Source organism: Pseudomonas tumuqii (assembly GCF_013184545.1).
Lineage (GTDB): Bacteria > Pseudomonadota > Gammaproteobacteria > Pseudomonadales > Pseudomonadaceae > Aquipseudomonas > Aquipseudomonas tumuqii.
On the sequence record NZ_JAAOJA010000007.1, the window covers coordinates 88224 to 102964 of the forward strand.

Annotated in this window: 16 protein-coding genes; 12 read left to right on the plus strand and 4 right to left on the minus strand. The window is 66.5% G+C overall.

The window, feature by feature from the left end; genetic code table 11:
• Position 1 precedes the first annotated feature (1 nt).
• From cobU to G9C89_RS14455, 10 genes are all read left to right on the plus strand, one after another.
• On the plus strand, positions 2 to 523 hold the full coding sequence (gene cobU, locus G9C89_RS14415; RefSeq protein ID WP_172149136.1) for a bifunctional adenosylcobinamide kinase/adenosylcobinamide-phosphate guanylyltransferase: 522 nt from the start codon (positions 2 to 4) through the stop codon (positions 521 to 523).
• Positions 520 to 1575: a nicotinate-nucleotide--dimethylbenzimidazole phosphoribosyltransferase gene (gene cobT, locus G9C89_RS14420; protein ID WP_172149138.1), complete on the plus strand. Its 1056-nt coding sequence runs from the start codon at positions 520 to 522 to the stop codon at positions 1573 to 1575. Before cobU ends, cobT begins: the two co-directional genes overlap by 4 nt.
• Positions 1572 to 2147, plus strand: coding sequence for an alpha-ribazole phosphatase family protein (gene cobC, locus G9C89_RS14425; protein WP_172149140.1), 576 nt, complete (start codon positions 1572 to 1574; stop codon positions 2145 to 2147). The genes cobT and cobC overlap by 4 nt, the downstream gene beginning before the upstream one ends.
• Positions 2144 to 2881: an adenosylcobinamide-GDP ribazoletransferase gene (locus G9C89_RS14430; protein WP_172149142.1), complete on the plus strand. Its 738-nt coding sequence runs from the start codon at positions 2144 to 2146 to the stop codon at positions 2879 to 2881. Before cobC ends, G9C89_RS14430 begins: the two co-directional genes overlap by 4 nt.
• Before the next feature lie 352 nt (positions 2882 to 3233).
• Positions 3234 to 3569, plus strand: a complete 336-nt coding sequence (locus G9C89_RS14435) for a MarR family winged helix-turn-helix transcriptional regulator (RefSeq protein ID WP_172149441.1) — start codon at positions 3234 to 3236, stop codon at positions 3567 to 3569.
• A gap of 42 nt (positions 3570 to 3611) precedes the next feature.
• Positions 3612 to 4826 carry an MFS transporter gene (locus G9C89_RS14440; RefSeq protein WP_172149144.1) on the plus strand — a complete coding sequence of 405 codons (1215 nt, stop codon included), beginning with the start codon at positions 3612 to 3614 and terminating at the stop codon, positions 4824 to 4826.
• The gene (locus tag G9C89_RS25235) at positions 4823 to 4948 is read left to right on the plus strand and encodes a hypothetical protein (protein ID WP_256674192.1); all 126 of its coding nucleotides are present in this window, start codon (positions 4823 to 4825) and stop codon (positions 4946 to 4948) included. Before G9C89_RS14440 ends, G9C89_RS25235 begins: the two co-directional genes overlap by 4 nt.
• A 178-nt stretch (positions 4949 to 5126) precedes the next feature.
• Positions 5127 to 6053 carry a lipase family alpha/beta hydrolase gene (locus G9C89_RS14445; protein ID WP_172149146.1) on the plus strand — a complete coding sequence of 309 codons (927 nt, stop codon included), beginning with the start codon at positions 5127 to 5129 and terminating at the stop codon, positions 6051 to 6053.
• Between the two features lie 47 nt (positions 6054 to 6100).
• Positions 6101 to 7174 (plus strand): lipase secretion chaperone, encoded by a 1074-nt coding sequence (locus G9C89_RS14450; protein WP_172149148.1) that lies wholly within the window; start codon positions 6101 to 6103, stop codon positions 7172 to 7174.
• A 30-nt stretch (positions 7175 to 7204) separates the two neighbouring features.
• The gene (locus tag G9C89_RS14455) at positions 7205 to 8962 is read left to right on the plus strand and encodes a hybrid sensor histidine kinase/response regulator (RefSeq protein ID WP_172149150.1); all 1758 of its coding nucleotides are present in this window, start codon (positions 7205 to 7207) and stop codon (positions 8960 to 8962) included.
• A gap of 96 nt (positions 8963 to 9058) precedes the next feature.
• On the opposite strand, the gene G9C89_RS14460 is transcribed toward G9C89_RS14455, so the two are convergent.
• The 3 genes from G9C89_RS14460 to G9C89_RS14470 form a co-directional block, all read right to left on the minus strand.
• Entirely contained in the window at positions 9059 to 9676 is a 618-nt protein-coding gene (locus G9C89_RS14460) for a response regulator transcription factor (RefSeq protein WP_172149152.1), read from the minus strand.
• Between the two features lie 187 nt (positions 9677 to 9863).
• Positions 9864 to 10343, minus strand: a complete 480-nt coding sequence (locus G9C89_RS14465; RefSeq protein WP_172149154.1) for a hypothetical protein — start codon at positions 10341 to 10343, stop codon at positions 9864 to 9866.
• Between the two features lie 263 nt (positions 10344 to 10606).
• Positions 10607 to 11461: a sulfurtransferase gene (locus G9C89_RS14470; RefSeq protein WP_172149156.1), complete on the minus strand. Its 855-nt coding sequence runs from the start codon at positions 11459 to 11461 to the stop codon at positions 10607 to 10609.
• A 406-nt stretch (positions 11462 to 11867) separates the two neighbouring features.
• Here G9C89_RS14470 and G9C89_RS14475 point away from each other — a divergent pair, with 406 nt between their 5' ends.
• Positions 11868 to 12593 carry a ZIP family metal transporter gene (locus tag G9C89_RS14475; protein ID WP_172149158.1) on the plus strand — a complete coding sequence of 242 codons (726 nt, stop codon included), beginning with the start codon at positions 11868 to 11870 and terminating at the stop codon, positions 12591 to 12593.
• A 63-nt stretch (positions 12594 to 12656) separates the two neighbouring features.
• Entirely contained in the window at positions 12657 to 13337 is a 681-nt protein-coding gene (locus tag G9C89_RS14480; RefSeq protein ID WP_172149160.1) for a spermidine synthase, read from the plus strand.
• Between the two features lie 306 nt (positions 13338 to 13643).
• Here G9C89_RS14480 and G9C89_RS14485 read toward each other — a convergent pair whose 3' ends face one another.
• Positions 13644 to 14705: an SMP-30/gluconolactonase/LRE family protein gene (locus G9C89_RS14485; protein WP_172149162.1), complete on the minus strand. Its 1062-nt coding sequence runs from the start codon at positions 14703 to 14705 to the stop codon at positions 13644 to 13646.
• Between the last annotated feature and the right edge of the window lie 36 nt (positions 14706 to 14741).

The following is a 14741-nucleotide window of genomic DNA, read 5'->3' on the forward strand; positions in this document are numbered from 1 at the left end:
TATGCTTGAACTGATTTTGGGCGGCGCCCGTTCCGGCAAGAGTCGCCTGGCCGAGAAACTGGCGAGCGAATCGGGCTTGGCGGTGAGCTATATCGCCACCAGCCAGGCGCTGGATGGCGAGATGAGTGCGCGCATCGAGCAGCACCGCCAGCGCCGTCCCGCGAGTTGGGCGCTGGTCGAGGAACCTCTGGCGCTGGCCCGGGTGCTGCTTGAGTTGGCTGAGCCAGGCCGCTGCCTGCTGGTCGACTGCCTGACCCTGTGGCTGAGCAACCTGCTGATGCTGGATGACCAGGCACGCCTGGCAGCCGAGCGCGATGCATTGCTCGACTGCCTGGATCGATTGCCGGGGCGGATCATTCTGGTCAGCAATGAAACCGGGCTGGGTGTGGTACCAATGGGCGAACTGAGCCGGCGTTTTGTCGATGAAGCCGGCTGGCTGCATCAGGCCCTGGCCGAGTGCTGTCAGCGCGTGGTGTTTACCGTGGCGGGTTTGCCGATGGTTCTGAAAGGAGAGGCGCTATGAGCGAGCAATGGTGGCAACAGGGCTGTCAGGCCCCGGATATGCTGGTGCGCAACAAGGCCCAGGCCCGTCAACAGCAACTGACCAAACCGGCCGGTTCTCTTGGCCAGCTGGAGCAGTTGGCGATTCAGCTGGCGGCGCTGCAGGGCAATCAACGCCCGAGCGTCGAGCGCATTTCGATCGCCATCTTCGCCGGCGACCATGGCGTGGTCGCCGAAGGGATCTCGGCCTTTCCCCAGGAAGTCACCGGGCAGATGCTGCGCAACTTCGTTGCCGGCGGCGCGGCCATCAGCGTATTGGCGCGGCAACTGGGCGCGACCCTGGAAGTGATCGACCTGGGCACCGCCACGCCGCTGGAGCCGTTGCGCGGTGTGCGCCACCTGCATATAGGCACGGGCACGGAGAATTTCCTGCACGGGCCGGCGATGAGCACCGCCCAACTGCTGCTTGCCCTGGACGCCGGCCAGGCCAGCGCCTTGCGTGCCCACGAGGCGCACAGCCAGCTGTTTATCGGCGGCGAGATGGGCATCGGCAACACCACCGCGGCCACGGCCCTGGCCTGCCTGCTGCTGGACTGCGCCGCGGTCGACCTGGTCGGTCCCGGCACCGGCCTGGATAGCGCCGGGGTGGCGCACAAGGCCGAGGTTATCGAGCAGGCGCTGGAATTGCACCGCCCGGCGATCGGCGAACCCATCGAGGCGCTGCAACGTCTGGGCGGCTTCGAGATAGCGGCGCTGACCGGCGCCTACCTGGCCTGCGCGCAGCAGGGCATCGCGGTGCTGGTGGACGGATTTATCTGCAGCGTTGCCGCACTCCTGGCGGTGCGCCTGAACCCGGATTGCCGCGACTGGCTGCTGTTCGCCCACTGCGGTGCCGAGCCGGGCCATAAACGCCTGCTCAAGGAGTTGCACGGCGAGCCCTTGCTCGATCTCGGCCTGCGCCTGGGTGAGGGTAGCGGCGCGGCCCTGGCGGTACCTCTGTTGCAACTGGCCTGCAGCCTGCACAACGAGATGGCCACGTTCGCCGAGGCGGCGGTGTCTGAATCGCCGGCATGACGGTTTATCTGGAGTTATTGCGCCACGGCGAAACCGAACAGGGCGGCGGCCTGCGCGGCAGCCTCGACGATGCGTTGACCGCTGCGGGCTGGGCGCAGTTGCGCGCGGCGGTGGTCGGTGCCGGACCCTGGGATCGACTGGTCAGCTCGCCCTTGCAGCGCTGCGCGCGTTTCGCCGCGGAACTGGCCGAGCAGCGCGGCCTGCCGCTGAGCCTGGAAACCGATCTGCAGGAGCTGCATTTTGGCGCCTGGGAAGGCCGCAGCGCCGCCGAATTAATGCAGACCGACGCCGATGCCCTCGGCCGATTCTGGACCGATCCCTACGCCTTCACCCCGCCCGGGGGCGAGCCGCTGCTGGCATTCGAGGCGCGGGTGCTGGGCGCGCTGCAGCGCTTGCAGGCGCGGCATGCCGGCGAGCGTCTGCTGCTGATCACCCACGGCGGGGTCATGCGCCTGCTGCTGGCCGGCGCCCGTGGCTTGCCGCCGGCGGACCTGCTGCAGGTCGATGTGCTGCATGCCCAGCGCTTTCGCCTGCAGCTGGACCGCTTTGGCCGTCTGCAGGAACTGCCATGAGCACGTGGTTGATCGCCCTGCAATTTCTCACCCGCCTGCCGGTGCGCCTGACCGCGATGCCGGCGCCCGAACAGGTCGGTCGTTCGCTGCTGTGGTACCCGCTGGTGGGGCTGCTGGTCGGTGGGTTGCTGCTCGGGCTACACCTGCTGCTGGGTGCTACCCCGTCGCTGTTGCAGGCGGTGCTGCTACTGACCGTCTGGGTCGCCATCACCGGGGGCCTGCATCTGGATGGCCTGGCCGATAGCGCCGACGCCTGGGCCGGTGGCTTCGGCGACCGCGAGCGCAGCCTGGCGATCATGCAGGATCCACGCAGCGGGCCGATTGCCGTGGTGGTGCTGGTGCTGGTCTTGCTGCTCAAGTTCGCCGCGCTGGTGACTGTGCTCGAGGCCGGTGCAGGCCTGTTGCTGCTGCTGGCGCCCTGGCTGGCGCGCGGATCGCTGCCGCTGCTGTTTCTCAGCACGCCCTACGTGCGCGCCGGTGGCCTGGGCCAGGCGCTGGCCGAACACCTGCCGCGCCGCCAGTTGCCCTGGGTGTTGGCGGCCCATGGCATGGCTATCCTGCTGTTCGGCTGGGCGGGGCTGCAAGTGCTGCTGGTGGCGGGGCTGATCTTCGTCGGCTTGCGCTGGCTCATGCTGCAGCGCCTGGGTGGCACCACCGGGGATACCGCGGGCGCACTGCTGGAACTGGTGGAGTGCGCGGTGCTGCTGGCGCTGGCATTGCACGTCCAGTATTGAGAGTTTTCACAATCTCCATGCTCAATCTGTAGCGCTGCAATGTCAGGCAACTGTAGCTGCCGTTTCGCTGGATGGGGGTATATACCTGTATCCATGTTGCCGACCCAATGCCTGTGTACTCAGAGGTTGTGAAAATATCGAGCGCCATAGCGAGAGCGTCTCCAGGCGTTCGCGGCAAGGCGCGCTAGGTGAAAAGCAGGGGAGTTTAGTGAGCTAAATGACCCTGCTTTTTGCGTAGCGCAACGCCAGCAGCGGGCGCCTGGGGGCGTTCGCAGTAGGCGGGAGTTTTTTCACAAGCTCTCAGTTGCGCCGTGCCAGTCGCGGCGTGAGCAAGCTATACGACGATGCGCTGATGGGCGTCGGGCTGAATGTCGCCCAATATGCGCTGCTGAAGAACCTGCAACGACTCGAACAACCCAGTATCACCAGCCTGGCCGACGCGCTGGGGCTGGAGCGCAGCACGCTTGGGCGCAACCTGCGGGTTCTCGAGGGCAAGGGGCTGGTGGCGTTGGCCGGTGGTGCAGATCAGCGCAATCGGCTGGTGGCTCTGACAGCGCAGGGCAAGACGTGCCTCGAGCAGGCCTTGCCGGCTTGGCAGCAGGTGCAGGAGCAACTGGCGCGGCGCATCGGCCCGCAGCAGAAAGCCGCCTTGCTGGCGTTGCTCGATGACCTGGAAACGCTCGACTGATTTTCTCGATAAAGCGGGCGCCTGCCTGCGCAAGGACGTTCTATGACTGCCGTTTGGCGCAAGAGTGGTTGGATTCTTCTCGGGGCCTCGTTGATCCTGGCGCTGTCCCTGGGCATTCGCCACGGCTTCGGCCTGTTCCTGCCGCCGATGAGCGCCGAGTTCGGCTGGGGGCGCGAGGTGTTCGCCTTTGCCATCGCCTTGCAGAACCTGATCTGGGGCCTGACCCAGCCGTTCACCGGCGCCTTGGCCGATCGCTTCGGCGCCCAGCGTACGGTGATCGTCGGCGGCATCCTGTATGCCGCCGGTTTGTTGTGCATGGGCCTGGCCGATTCGCCCTGGACGCTGTCACTGAGTGCCGGCCTGTTGATCGGCATCGGCCTGTCCGGCACCTCGTTCTCGGTGATCCTCGGGGTGGTGGGCCGCGCCGTGCCGGCGGAGCAGCGCAGCATGGCCATGGGCATCGCGGCGGCGGCCGGCTCGCTCGGTCAGTTCGCCATGCTGCCGGGCACCCTGGGCCTGATCAGCTGGCTCGGCTGGTCCGCCGCCTTGCTCGCCCTCGGCGTGTTGGTGGCCTTGATCGTGCCCCTGGCGGCGATGGTCAAGGACGTGCCGTCGCCGGTTCTGGGCCACGAGCAAAGCCTGCGCGGGGCGCTGCGTGAGGCCTGCGTGCATCCCGGCTTCTGGTTGCTGGGGCTGGGTTTTTTCGTCTGCGGCTTCCAGGTGGTATTCATCGGCGTGCACCTGCCGGCTTACCTGGTCGATCAGCATCTGCCGGCACTGGTCGGCACCACGGTATTGGCCCTGGTCGGCCTGTTCAACGTGTTCGGCACCTACACTGCCGGCTGGCTCGGCGGGCGCATGTCCAAGCCGCGTCTGCTGACTGGCCTGTACCTGGCCCGGGCGGTGGTGATCGGCGCCTTCATCCTGGCCCCGCTGACCACCTGGAGCGCCTATGCCTTCGGCATCGCCATGGGCTTGTTGTGGCTGTCCACGGTGCCGTTGACCAACGGCATCGTGGCGACCCTGTTCGGCGTGCGCAACCTGTCGATGCTCGGTGGTATCGTCTTTCTCTTTCATCAGCTCGGCGCCTTTCTCGGCGGCTGGCTGGGCGGTTATCTGTACGACCGCACCGGCAGCTATGATCTGGTCTGGCTGATCGCGATCCTCCTCAGCCTGCTTGCCGCGGCGCTGAACTGGCCGGTACGCGAGCAGCCGGTAGCGCGTCTGCAAGGCGCTGGTGTGGGAGTTGGAGCATGAAGACCGAGTATTGGTTGAGCAGTGCCTTGCTCATGCTGGTCGCCACGCTGCTGGCCTTGGCCTGGTGGGGCTGGGGGCAGGGTGGGCTGGCATTCATGCAGCTGGGCCTCGGGGTGTGTTGAGCGCCAGCTTCTCCAGTCGCACCCAGTCGGCCGCCCCGGCGCCTTGAATCGCCAGTCCAGCAGGCGATCGCGCCCTTCACCCATCTGGGCGATGGGCTGGGCGGCTGCGCTTCCTTAGAGTGTGGGTACGCCGGACGCAGTCTCCCGGCGTGCCCACAAGAACAATAAGGAGGCACCCATGCGTCGTGTCATTACTACCGCCCTGGCCGCTGTGGCCCTGGTCGGCGCCGTCGAGGCCCAGGCCGGTTACACCCAGACCAAGTACCCGATCGTGCTGGTGCACGGCATCACCGGCTTCGACACCATCGGCGGCCTGGTCAATTACTTCCACACCATTCCCTGGAACCTCGAGCGCGATGGCGCCAAGGTCTATGTCGCCAGCGTCGCCGCGTTCAACGACAGCGAGCAGCGCGGCGCCGAACTGGCCCGGCAGATCGTGCCCTGGGCCGGTGCCAATGGCGGCAAGGTCAACCTGATCGGCCACAGCCAGGGCTCGCCGACCGCGCGGGTCGCCGCTTCCCTGCGCCCGGATCTGGTGGCCTCGGTGACCTCGATCAATGGCGTCAACAAGGGCTCGAAGGTCGCCGACGTGGTGCGCGGGGTGATCCCACCAAGCGGCGCCATCGAAGGCGGCGCCAGTACCATTGCCAATGCCCTGGGTGCGGTGATCAACCTGTTGTCCGGCAGCAACAATCCGCAGGACGCCCTGGCCGCCCTGGAAACCCTGACCACGCCCGGCACCACGGCCCTCAACAGCCGCCATCCGTGGGGGGTGAACAACGCCAGTTACTGCGCCAAATCCACCGAAGTGCACAATGTGCGCGGTTATGACATCCGCTACTTCTCCTGGACCGGCAATACGTCCTACACCAACATCTTCGACGCGGTCGACCCGTTCCTGGCCATCACCGGCCTGGCCTTCGGCAGCGAGAAGAACGACGGTCTGGTCGGGGTCTGTGCGGCCTACCTGGGCCAGGTGCTCGGCGACAGCTACCACATGAACCACGTCGATGCGATCAACCACCTGTTCGGCATCCGCGGCTGGACCGAGCCGGTCTCGCTGTATCGCCAGCATGCCAACCGCCTGAAGAACAAGGGCGTCTGATCCTTGCCACGTTTGCGGGCTGCTAGACAGCCCGCCCTGGAGATCGCATGCCCTTGCCGATCCGTTCCCTGGCCCTGCTGACTGTGCTCGGTCTCACCACTGCCGGAGTGATCCTCTACTGGCAATGGCCAGACTCCGTCGTGGTCCCGGTCGATTCGGCCCGCCCGGTTCCATCTGTCGCCGTAGCCAGTGCCAGCCCCGCGCTGCGTCAGCCGGCGCCGACGACTGTCGAACCGGCCGCGCCGCCGGCGTTGCTGCCGGGCCTGCGCGGTACCGAGGTCGACGGCGCACTGAAGACCGACAGCGCCGGCAATCTGCAGCTCGACCTGGCGCTGCGCGACTATTTCGATTACTTCCTCAGCGCTGTCGATCAGGCCGGGCTCGATGCCTCGGTCGAGGCCTTGCTGGCGGATGCCGGCGGACGCTTGCAGGAGCCGGCGCTGGGCCAGTTGATCGGCCTGCTTGGCGATTATCTGGAGTACAAACGCGCCAGCCTGGCGCTGCTGCAGCAACCGTTGAGCACCGACCAGCAAGCCCAGCCGCAAGCGCAGTTAGTGGCGTTGCAGCAGGCCTTCGACAGGCTGGCCCAGCTGCGCCGCAGCCACTTTGCGCCGGGCGCGGTGGAGGCCTTGTTCGGCGCCGAGGAGGCCTACGCGCGTTACACCCTCGACAGTCTGGCGCTGGTCGCCCGCGACGATTTAAGCGAGCAGGATAAAGCCGATGCCCAGCAACGTCTGCGCGAGCAATTGCCCGCCGCCATGCGCGCCAGTGAGGAGCGGCAGAGCCAGGCCCAGGCACAGCAGGCGCAAAGCGAACGGCTGTGGCGCGAGGGAGCGAGCGAGGAACAGGTGCGCCAGGCATTGGCTTTGTCCTATGATCCGTCGACTGTCGAGCGCCTGCTGCTCGAGCAGCGCAACGAGCGCGACTGGCAGCAGCGCTACACGGCCTATCGCGAGCAACTGGCCAGCTTGCACAGCAACGGCCTGAGTCCGGCGGACCGGCAGGATGAACAGCAGCGTTTGCGCCAGCGCTTGTTCGGCGCCGCCGACCAACACCGAGTCGACACCTATGATGCGATTGCCGCCAAACAGCAGGACCGCGAAGTCGCCGAGCTTCAATAGCCTGGCGCTCGCGCAGGCGGCCGGCGACCGATGAGTCTGCAGCAGGAAGAACGCCTGCTGTTGGCGCAACAGCGCCGTGGCTACCGGCGGTTGTGCTTTGTCCCGGAGCTGGAGCAGGGTTTCGTCGAACACCGGGTGCAGCGCATCCACCGCCGCTTGCTGCTGATCGTCAGCACCGCGATTGTCTTTCAGCTGCTCTACACCGTCCTCGATCTGTTGCTGATGCCGCTGGCGGTGGGGCTGACGGTGATGCCCCTGCGGGTGCTGGGCATCCTCGCGGTGCTGGTCTCGTTCGTCTACTGCCGGCGCCCGCAGAGCCCGCCGCGCCGCGTGTTGCTCGCCTACATCGGCGCATACGCGCTGAACGGCGCCTGCGTGGCGCTGATCATCCACCTGTGCTGGGCCCAGGGCGTGGCCATGCCCTACGACGGGCTGTTCCTGATCCTGCTGTTCGGCTATGTGCTGCTCGGCGTCTCGTTCCGCGCCGTGAGCGTGGCGGCCTGGGGGTTCTGCCTGCTGTTCCTGACGCTTGGGTTGTTGCTGACCGAGCCGGACGGCGTGCTGGCCTATCAGGGCCAGTTTCTGATCTTCGCCAACCTGATCGGCAGTGTCGGCGCCTATCTGCAGGAGCACGGTCAGCGCGGGGCCTGGCTCAATCTGCGCCTGCTCGACCTGGCCCGCCAGCGTGCCGAAGCCGATGACGCGCGCAAGCTGCGTCTGCTCGCGGCGGCCAGCCATGACCTGCGCCAGCCGCTGAACGCCATGGGCCTGTACGCCCAGCACCTGCTCGAGCAGAGCCAGGAACCGGGCATCCGTCGGGTCAGCGCTCGTCTGGCGACCTCGGTGGAGCAACTCAGTCGTCTGTTGCAATCGCTGCTGGACTACACCCGTCTGACCTTGCCGGGCGGGGTACAGGCCAAGTTGGAAGTGTTCGCCCTGCGGCCGCTGCTCGAACGCCTGAGCGGCGAAACCCGCCGCGAAGCCGAATTGCAGGGGGTCGAGCTGGATCTGCAATGCGCGGATCTGTGGGTGCACAGCGACCCGTTGCTGCTCGAGCGGGTGCTGCGCAACCTGCTCACCAACGCCCTGCGCCATGCCCAGGCCGGGCGCGTGACGCTAAGCGCCCGGGAGGAGGCGGGCAGCGTGCTGCTGCAAGTCGCCGACGACGGTCGTGGTCTCAGCGCGGCAGAGCAGGCGCAGGTCTTCGAGGAATTCCGCCAACTGGACAACCCCGGACGCAATGCCGAGCGCGGCCTGGGCCTCGGTCTGGCCATCGTCCAGCAGCTGGCCGCGCTGCTGGAGCATCCGCTGCAGCTGGACTCCAGCCCGGGTCAGGGCACCTGCTTCGCTTTGCGCCTGCCGCGCGCCGCCGTGGGGGCGTGGCAGCCAGCCAAACCGGCCGGCGCCGCGTTGAGCGGGCGGGTCTTGCTGCTGGAGGACGATGAAGCCGGGCGCGAGGCGTTGTCCGGTCTGTTGCGTCGCTGGGGTTGCGAGGTCTGGGCCTGCGCCGATCTGCAGGCGGCCCTGGAGTGCCTGGCAGAGGCAGCGCCGCAGTTGTTGATCAGCGATTACCGTCTGGCCGCCAGCGACGATGGGCTGCGCGCCATCGAGCGCTTACGCGAGGAGGCCGGGCGCATGCTCCCGGCTTTGCTGATCAGCGCCGATATCAGCCCCGAGTTGCAGGAGCGCTGCCTGCCCGCGCACGTCACCCTGCTCGGCAAACCCCTGCTGCCGGCGCGTTTGCGCCAGGCTCTGGCGGTGCTGTTGCCGGTTGCTGAAAAAGCCTAGAAGCGGAACGCCGGCCGGCCGCTCCTACAGCCAGGTAGCCCGGATGAAATCCGGGCTACGGGACGGTGAGGATCAGGCCTTTTCCATTCATCAGCGCTACAGCCATCCACGCTGGCGCGCGGCGCTGACGCAGGCGGTGCGGGTGTGCACGTCGAGTTCCTGGAACAGGGTCTTCAGGTGGGTTTTTATCGTGTCTTCGGAAACCCCCAGTTGCCGGCTGATGGCCTTGTTCGGCAAGCCGTCGGCCAGCAGCAGGAGAATCTGTAATTGCCGGGGCGTGAGCGGTGGTTTTGCGCCGGCTCCCGGCGCCGGCAGGGTTTCCCCGAGCAGCACGCGGGTCACCGCCTGGCGCAGGTCGTCGCTGTTGGCGCTTTTCGGGATAAAGCCCAGGGCACCTGCGGCCAGCGCCGCCTGAGCATCCAGGTTGGAGTCGCTGGCACTGAGGATCGCCACCGGGGTCATGCGCCCTTGCTGCTGCCAGCGCTGCAGCAGTTCGAGGCCGGCTACGTCCGGCAGGCGCAAGTCCAGGAGAATCAGGTCGAAATCGTGCTGGCGCAGACACGCCTCGGCTTCGGCGGCGTTCTGCGCGGTCTGGATCTGCAGATTCGCGCAGAGCGGCGCCAGGGCCAGGCTGAGGCCGTCGAGAAAGATCCGATGGTCATCCACCAGCAACAGGCGAAGCTGGTCGGGCAAGGCAGTACAGAGTGCTGTCATGGCAGTTTCACGCGGTTTTTTGTGGTTATGGTCGCCGCCCGAGTGTAGCGCAAAGTGCTGGCTGGTTTAGGCGCCAGGTCACTAATAGGGGAGGGGAGGGGGCAGAGATGTAGGAGTCAGGGGGACGCCTAGTTCTTGCTGGCGAGCCGCCCACCGCCGCCGAAGGTCGCCCCAGCAGGCTGCCGGGTCAGGCGACCGCGCTGAAACTGCCGATGCAGCGGTGCCAGGCTTCGATGAAGTCGCGTGGGTGACCCTGCGGGTGAAAGACCCGGCGCCAGACCCGGGCTAGGCCGAGCAGGTCGTCGGCGGCGGGCAATTCGCGCTGTTCCACCTCGACCAGCATCCAGGCGATGGCGGTGGCGTAACGCAGGTTGACCGTCAGTTCCAGGTGCGGCGCCGCCAGAAAGGCGTGCTGGCTGGCCAGTCCGCGGATCTGGCTGGCCAGATCCGGATCGAGCGCCAGGTACTGGTCCCAGAGCTGTTGATGGCGCAGTTCGGCGATGCGATAGAGGCCATGGCCGCCCTGAGCGTCCAGCGCCGAACCCAGCGCCGACTGGCAGGCGGCGGCACCCAGGAGCAGGACTTCGGCAGCAGGTGAGTGGCGTCCCAGATAGATCAGCGTGGGGCGTATGACGTGCTGGATCAACTCGCAGGCTGCAATTCCCATATAGCCCTCGCGAAAAGTAGCCGATGGGGCCGGGGCGCTTGGCAGCTTGTGGTCGTTCTTGAAAAAGGCCCCACCGGAAGCGGGTTTAGCCGCTTGATTTAAAGTGTAGTGCGACCTTTCTCGTGTAATGGACTGTTTTTAAATTGTTTTATGCTTTCGGTTATTACCTATATTCCGCTTGGTGCTTAGGGCGGTCAGGGCGGCGATCGGTTCGGAGCACAGGACAGCCCGCTGCTTTTGTGTCGCGCCGTCTCTGACTGCCCCTAGTCGCCCGTCGCTACAGGCCGTGCCGGGTCGGTAATCCACTCGCTCCAGGAGCCGGCATACAGCGGCGCCAGCGGGTAGCCGGCAAGGCACAGGGCGAACAGGTTGTGGCAGGCGGTGACCCCGGAGCCGCAGTAGGCCACCAGTTCGCTGGCCGGGCGCTCGCCGAGTTGCGCGGCGAAGCGCTGGCGCAGTTGCGCGGCCGGCAGGAAGCGGCCGTCGCTGCCCAGGTTGTCGGTGAACGCCGCGCAGCGGGCGCCGGGGATATGCCCGGCGACCGGGTCCAGCGGTTCCACCTCGCCGCGGAAACGCGGCAGGGCACGGGCGTCGAGCAGGGTCAGTTCGGGGTGGCCGAGGCGCTGTTGCAGCTCAACCGCGTCGACCAGCAGGCCGGCATCGGGCTGGCCGGCAAAGGTGCCGGGGGCAGGGCTTGGCTGCGCCTGGCTCAGCGCGAAACCGGCCGCGCGCCAGGCCTGCAGGCCGCCGTCGAGCAGGTAGACGCCCTCGCGCTTGCCCAGCCAGGCCAGCAGCCACCAGGCGCGTGCGGCGAAGGCACCGGGGCCGTCGTCGTACAGCACCACCTCGCTGCTCGCGTCCAGGCCCCAGGCCCGCAGGCGCTCGAGCAGTGCCTGCGGTTCCGGCAGCGGGTGGCGGCCGGTGACACCCTTGCTGACCGGGCCGGAGAGGTCGCGCTCGAGATCGGCGAACTGCGCAGCGCCGATATGCCCCTCGGCGTAGCTGCGTTGACCATAGGCCGGGTCATCGAGGGCGAAGCGGCAGTCGAGAATCAGCAGCCCGGGGCGTTCCAGGCGGGCGTGCAGGTCGTTGGCGGTGATCAGTTGGGCGAGGGGCATGACGGGCATCCTGTGTCCGGTTGAAGGCTGCGGGCATGATAAACCCGGCACTCAGGCCGATGAACAGCGATTGAGCTAGGCTGAGAGCTTGTGAAAACACTCTCGCCTACTGCGACCGCCTCTGCGAACGCCTCCAAACGCCCGCTGCGGCGTTGCGCTACGTGAAAAGCAGGGTCATTTAGCTCACTAAACTCCCCTACTTTTCACGTAGCGCGCCTTGCCGCGAACGCTTGGAGACGGTCTCGCTACGGCGCTCGATATTTTCACAAGCTCTGAGCGCAAAGCGCGAACAGCTGGCTGGTCGCGCCGCTGAATAACGGCATGCCCCCGACCGGCCCGGCTACCGGGCCAGCCCAGGCCGTGGGGGCGTGAGTCGGGTGCCGATTGCTCCAGCATCGAGGTGTCTATGCATCCGCTGATGGTTGTCGTGGCATTTACCTTGCTGGCGGGCATGGCCATGCCGTTCGGCGCGGCACTTGCCAGTGTCGAGCGGATTCGATCGCACTGGCTGGAGGCCGAGTTCAGGCACGGCATCATGGCCTTCGGTGGCGGTGCGCTGCTCGCGGCAGTGGCCCTGGTGTTGGTGCCGGATGGCATCGCCCACCTGAGCCAGGGCGCGGCGGCACTGTATTTTTGCCTGGGCGGGGTCGTCTTCATGGGACTGGATATCCTGCTCTATAAAATGAAGACTTCCGCCAGCCAGCTCGCAGCGATGCTTACCGATTTCATTCCCGAGTCCCTGGCACTCGGCGCCGCCTTCGCCCTGAGCGTGGATAACGCGTTGCTGCTGGCCGTTATGATGGCCTTGCAGAATGTGCCGGAAGGCTTCAATGCCTACCACGAGCTGCACGGCTCATCCTTGCATCGTCGCCCGCGCATCATCCTGATGTTCGCCGCCATGGCCCTGCTCGGGCCTGTCGCGGGTGTGGCCGGCTACCTCTGGCTAGCGGACTATCCGACGCAAATGGCCGCCGTCATGCTGGCTGCCTCCGGCGGCATTCTCTATTCGATATTCCAGGACATCGCCCCCCAGGTGCCGCTGAAAAAGCATTGGGCACCGCCCCTCGGCGCCCTGTTGGGTTTCGCGCTGGGCATAGTCGGCCACATGCTCGTGCTGAGCAGGATGGTATGACGGGGGACGCGGCTGCTGTATGTTGCCCCCTTTTCAGCGGGCGCAGCCCAGGATGAGACCGCCATGAAGCGCTTTGTATTGCTGGACACCGCCCAGATTCCCGATGGCTCCGGGGCGCTCTGCCTGTTCGAGTACGGCGAGGACTTCGTGATCAAGATTGCCGGTGGCGATGGCGGTCAGCTGATGAACACGCGTATGCACGGCTCCGAAGATGCCCTGGCGGCGATTCCCTGCAAAAAGGTCGCTGGGCGTCCGGATTCGCGGGTATTGATCGGTGGCCTGGGCATGGGCTTCACCCTGGCGGCGGCCCTGCAGAACCTGGGCAAGACCGCCGAGGTGGAAGTCGCCGAGCTGGTGCCGGGCGTGGTCGAATGGAATCGTGGCCCGCTGGGGGCCAAGGCCGGTTACCCGCTGCTCGATCCGCGCACGCGGGTGTTGCAGGAGGATGTGGCCAACAGCCTGAAGACGGCGGACAAGCGTTACGACGCGATCATGCTGGACGTCGACAACGGCCCTGAGGGCCTGACCCAGAAACGCAATAGCTGGTTGTATTCCGCGCAAGGCTTGCAGCGTTGTCACCAGGCATTGCGCGCCAAGGGCGTGCTGGCCGTGTGGTCGGCCAGCGCCGACAGCAAGTTCGCCGACAAGGTGCGCAGGGCAGGCTTCAAGGTCGAAGAGGTGCAGGTCTACGCCCATGGCAACAAGGGCACGCGGCACACCATCTGGATTGCCGACAAGCTGTAGGAAGGGTCGGGCCACGCTGGTCGGGCGTCGTAGGATGGGTCGGGCCGCGTAGGTTAGGCGCAGGAAAGTTGGCCTGTTGCCACAAGAGCAAAGGCGCCGTAACCCATCAGCGATAGTGGCCATGACGCCGAGTACAGGCACAACTGGTCTGATGGGTATCGCTGCGCTCATCCTACGCGGCCCGCACCATCCTACGGTTACATCTGCATCTGCAGGCCGCGATTAATGGCTTGTCACCTGCGCGACTCGACCAGCGTGGCCCGCCCAGCGGGGCCAGGAAGGCGATGCCGCGCGGCGTTGGCTCGCTCAGCGAATCTTCAGCCGGCCGATGCGGTCGTTATCCAGGCTGCCGAAGTACAGGTAATCGCCTACCGGCTTGACCGAGGTGACCATGCGCAGGTGGGTGCCGCTGGTGTCGTGCAGGCTGCGCACGATCTCGCCCTGTTCGTTGAGGGCGATGGTGAAGCCGTAGGGAATCGCCTTGGGCCACAGCGCACGCGGCAGTTTGGCCATCTGCGCCTTGAGCCAGGGGTGGCGATGGAGGAAGTCGGCATCGGCCTTGCGTGGCGTCGGCAGGGCCACCCAGAAGGTGCCGGCGCGGTCGCCTTGCAGGTTGTCCGGCAGGCCCGGCAGGTTGTCGATGAACACGTCCTGGCTGCCGGCTTTCTCGCCCTTTAGCCAGTAGCGGCTGATGCGGTAGCGGTAGGTTTCGTTGACCAGCACGAAATCCTCGTTGGCCGACAGCGCCACGCCGTTGGCGAAGTACAGGTCCTTGAGCAGCACGCGGGTCTCGCCGCTGTTCGGGCTGTAGCTGAGCAGGCGGCCGTGGGGGCGGGCTTCGAGCAGGTCGAGCAAATAATCCGGTTGCGCGAAACGCGAGGAGGCGTCGCTGAAATAGATGGTGCCGTCGCTGGCAATGTCCAGGTCGTCGGTGAACTTGAAGGGCAGGCCTTCGGCTTCGGTGGTCAGGACCTGGATCTGCCCTTGCGGGTCGATGGACAGCAGGCCCTTGTAGGCGTCGGCGACGATCAGCTTGCCGGCGGCGTCGAAGTCCATGCCCAGCGGCCGGCCCCGAGTGTCGGCGAAGGGCGTGACACTGCCGTCGGCCTCGAGGCGGACGATGCGGCCGTCATGCTGGCCGCTGTAGACCCGGCCCTGGGTGTCCACGGCGGTGTCTTCCGGGCCGTGCAACTGACCGCGGCCGAGCAGTTCGGCCTTCATCAGGGTGTCGTTGGGTTCCAGCACGCCGGTCATCGCCGGGGCGGGCGGCGCCTGCCAGGCCAGCGGGTCGATGGGGCTGGGGGTGATGGCCAGGTAGAGCGCCGCGGCGGCGATCAGCAGGACGAGTAGGCCAAGCAGTTTCTTCATTGCGCGTATTCCTTGTGCTGAAGTGTGCGAGCGGTC

Excerpts from the sequence above, each read along its gene's own strand:
- G9C89_RS14450 (WP_172149148.1), top strand. The coding sequence starts at position 6,101 with ATGCCCTTGCCGATCCGTTCCCTGGCCCTGCTGACTGTGCTCGGTCTC.
- G9C89_RS14460 (WP_172149152.1), bottom strand. The coding sequence starts at position 9,676 with ATGACAGCACTCTGTACTGCCTTGCCCGACCAGCTTCGCCTGTTGCTG.
- cobT (WP_172149138.1), top strand. The coding sequence starts at position 520 with ATGAGCGAGCAATGGTGGCAACAGGGCTGTCAGGCCCCGGATATGCTG.
- G9C89_RS14435 (WP_172149441.1), top strand. The coding sequence starts at position 3,234 with ATGGGCGTCGGGCTGAATGTCGCCCAATATGCGCTGCTGAAGAACCTG.
- G9C89_RS14445 (WP_172149146.1), top strand. The coding sequence starts at position 5,127 with ATGCGTCGTGTCATTACTACCGCCCTGGCCGCTGTGGCCCTGGTCGGC.
- G9C89_RS25235 (WP_256674192.1), top strand. The coding sequence starts at position 4,823 with ATGAAGACCGAGTATTGGTTGAGCAGTGCCTTGCTCATGCTGGTCGCC.
- cobC (WP_172149140.1), top strand. The coding sequence starts at position 1,572 with ATGACGGTTTATCTGGAGTTATTGCGCCACGGCGAAACCGAACAGGGC.
- G9C89_RS14465 (WP_172149154.1), bottom strand. The coding sequence starts at position 10,343 with ATGGGAATTGCAGCCTGCGAGTTGATCCAGCACGTCATACGCCCCACG.
- G9C89_RS14480 (WP_172149160.1), top strand. The coding sequence starts at position 12,657 with ATGAAGCGCTTTGTATTGCTGGACACCGCCCAGATTCCCGATGGCTCC.
- G9C89_RS14475 (WP_172149158.1), top strand. The coding sequence starts at position 11,868 with ATGCATCCGCTGATGGTTGTCGTGGCATTTACCTTGCTGGCGGGCATG.
- G9C89_RS14440 (WP_172149144.1), top strand. The coding sequence starts at position 3,612 with ATGACTGCCGTTTGGCGCAAGAGTGGTTGGATTCTTCTCGGGGCCTCG.
- G9C89_RS14470 (WP_172149156.1), bottom strand. The coding sequence starts at position 11,461 with ATGCCCCTCGCCCAACTGATCACCGCCAACGACCTGCACGCCCGCCTG.
- G9C89_RS14485 (WP_172149162.1), bottom strand. The coding sequence starts at position 14,705 with ATGAAGAAACTGCTTGGCCTACTCGTCCTGCTGATCGCCGCCGCGGCG.
- cobU (WP_172149136.1), top strand. The coding sequence starts at position 2 with ATGCTTGAACTGATTTTGGGCGGCGCCCGTTCCGGCAAGAGTCGCCTG.
- G9C89_RS14430 (WP_172149142.1), top strand. The coding sequence starts at position 2,144 with ATGAGCACGTGGTTGATCGCCCTGCAATTTCTCACCCGCCTGCCGGTG.
- G9C89_RS14455 (WP_172149150.1), top strand. The coding sequence starts at position 7,205 with ATGAGTCTGCAGCAGGAAGAACGCCTGCTGTTGGCGCAACAGCGCCGT.